The organism is Streptomyces sp. NRRL S-646 (assembly GCF_000720765.1).
Classification (GTDB): Bacteria; Actinomycetota; Actinomycetes; order Streptomycetales; family Streptomycetaceae; genus Streptomyces.
Genome location: NZ_JODC01000063.1, coordinates 1 through 2,687, shown reverse-complemented (window position 1 = coordinate 2,687; position 2,687 = coordinate 1). Strand labels below are relative to the sequence as shown.

The following is a 2,687-nucleotide window of genomic DNA, read 5'->3' as shown; positions in this document are numbered from 1 at the left end:
AACACAGTGGACGCGAGCAACTGAGGACAAGCCCTCGGCCTATTAGTACCGGTCACCTCCACACCTTGCGGTGCTTCCAGATCCGGCCTATCAACCCAGTCGTCTACTGGGAGCCTTACCCCATCAAGTGGGTGGGAGTCCTCATCTCGAAGCAGGCTTCCCGCTTAGATGCTTTCAGCGGTTATCCCTCCCGAACGTAGCCAACCAGCCATGCCCTTGGCAGGACAACTGGCACACCAGAGGTTCGTCCGTCCCGGTCCTCTCGTACTAGGGACAGCCCTTCTCAAGACTCCTGCGCGCGCAGCGGATAGGGACCGAACTGTCTCACGACGTTCTAAACCCAGCTCGCGTACCGCTTTAATGGGCGAACAGCCCAACCCTTGGGACCGACTCCAGCCCCAGGATGCGACGAGCCGACATCGAGGTGCCAAACCATCCCGTCGATATGGACTCTTGGGGAAGATCAGCCTGTTATCCCCGGGGTACCTTTTATCCGTTGAGCGACGGCGCTTCCACAAGCCACCGCCGGATCACTAGTCCCGACTTTCGTCCCTGCTCGACCCGTCGGTCTCACAGTCAAGCTCCCTTGTGCACTTACACTCAACACCTGATTGCCAACCAGGCTGAGGGAACCTTTGGGCGCCTCCGTTACTCTTTAGGAGGCAACCGCCCCAGTTAAACTACCCATCAGACACTGTCCCTGATCCGGATCACGGACCCAGGTTAGACATCCAGCACGACCAGACTGGTATTTCAACGACGACTCCACCCATACTGGCGTATGAGCTTCACAGTCTCCCAGCTATCCTACACAAGCCGAACCGAACACCAATATCAAACTGTAGTAAAGGTCCCGGGGTCTTTCCGTCCTGCTGCGCGAAACGAGCATCTTTACTCGTAGTGCAATTTCACCGGGCCTATGGTTGAGACAGTCGAGAAGTCGTTACGCCATTCGTGCAGGTCGGAACTTACCCGACAAGGAATTTCGCTACCTTAGGATGGTTATAGTTACCACCGCCGTTTACTGGCGCTTAAGTTCTCAGCTTCGCCCCACCGAAATGGAGCTAACCGGTCCCCTTAACGTTCCAGCACCGGGCAGGCGTCAGTCCGTATACATCGCCTTACGGCTTCGCACGGACCTGTGTTTTTAGTAAACAGTCGCTTCTCGCTGGTCTCTGCGGCCACCCCCAGCTCAGGACGTAAAGCCCATCACCAGGTGTGGCCCCCCTTCTCCCGAAGTTACGGGGGCATTTTGCCGAGTTCCTTAACCATAGTTCACCCGAACGCCTCGGTATTCTCTACCTGACCACCTGAGTCGGTTTAGGGTACGGGCCGCCATGAAACTCGCTAGAGGCTTTTCTCGACAGCATAGGATCATCCACTTCACCACAATCGGCTCGGCATCAGGTCTCACCCCATATGAGTGGCGGATTTGCCTACCACTCGGGCTACACCCTTACCCCGGGACAACCACCGCCCGGGCTGGACTACCTTCCTGCGTCACCCCATCACTCACCTACTACAGGTCTGGTCCGTCGGCTCCACCACTCCCCCTTGCCCGAAGGCTCCGGGGCGGCTTCACGGACTTAGCATCGCCTGGTTCGATGTTTGACGCTTCACAGCGGGTACCGGAATATCAACCGGTTATCCATCGACTACGCCTGTCGGCCTCGCCTTAGGTCCCGACTTACCCTGGGCAGATCAGCTTGACCCAGGAACCCTTAGTCAATCGGCGCACACGTTTCTCACGTGTGAATCGCTACTCATGCCTGCATTCTCACTCGTGAACCGTCCACAACTGCCTTCCGGCGCTGCTTCACCCGGCACACGACGCTCCCCTACCCATCCACACAGGCGTTGGCCCTGTTGTGTGAATGACACGACTTCGGCGGTACGCTTGAGCCCCGCTACATTGTCGGCGCGGAATCACTAGACCAGTGAGCTATTACGCACTCTTTCAAGGGTGGCTGCTTCTAAGCCAACCTCCTGGTTGTCTGTGCGACTCCACATCCTTTCCCACTTAGCGTACGCTTAGGGGCCTTAGTCGATGCTCTGGGCTGTTTCCCTCTCGACCATGGAGCTTATCCCCCACAGTCTCACTGCCGCGCTCTCACTTACCGGCATTCGGAGTTTGGCTAAGGTCAGTAACCCGGTAGGGCCCATCGCCTATCCAGTGCTCTACCTCCGGCAAGAAACACACGACGCTGCACCTAAATGCATTTCGGGGAGAACCAGCTATCACGGAGTTTGATTGGCCTTTCACCCCTAACCACAGGTCATCCCCCAGGTTTTCAACCCTGGTGGGTTCGGTCCTCCACGAAGTCTTACCTCCGCTTCAACCTGCCCATGGCTAGATCACTCCGCTTCGGGTCTTGAGCGTGCTACTGAAACGCCCTATTCGGACTCGCTTTCGCTACGGCTACCCCACCCGGGTTAACCTCGCAACACACCGCAAACTCGCAGGCTCATTCTTCAAAAGGCACGCAGTCACGAGAATGTGCAAGCACATTCCGACGCTCCCACGGCTTGTAGGCACACGGTTTCAGGTACTATTTCACTCCGCTCCCGCGGTACTTTTCACCATTCCCTCACGGTACTATCCGCTATCGGTCACCAGGGAATATTTAGGCTTAGCGGGTGGTCCCGCCAGATTCACACGGGATTTCTCGGGCCCCGTGCTACTTGGG

At 57.1% G+C, this 2,687-nt stretch carries 1 rRNA gene; it reads right to left on the bottom strand.

The window, feature by feature from the left end:
• Positions 1-22: 22 nt before the first annotated feature.
• Positions 23-2,687 (bottom strand): 23S ribosomal RNA (locus IH68_RS0148800); the annotation flags it as partial.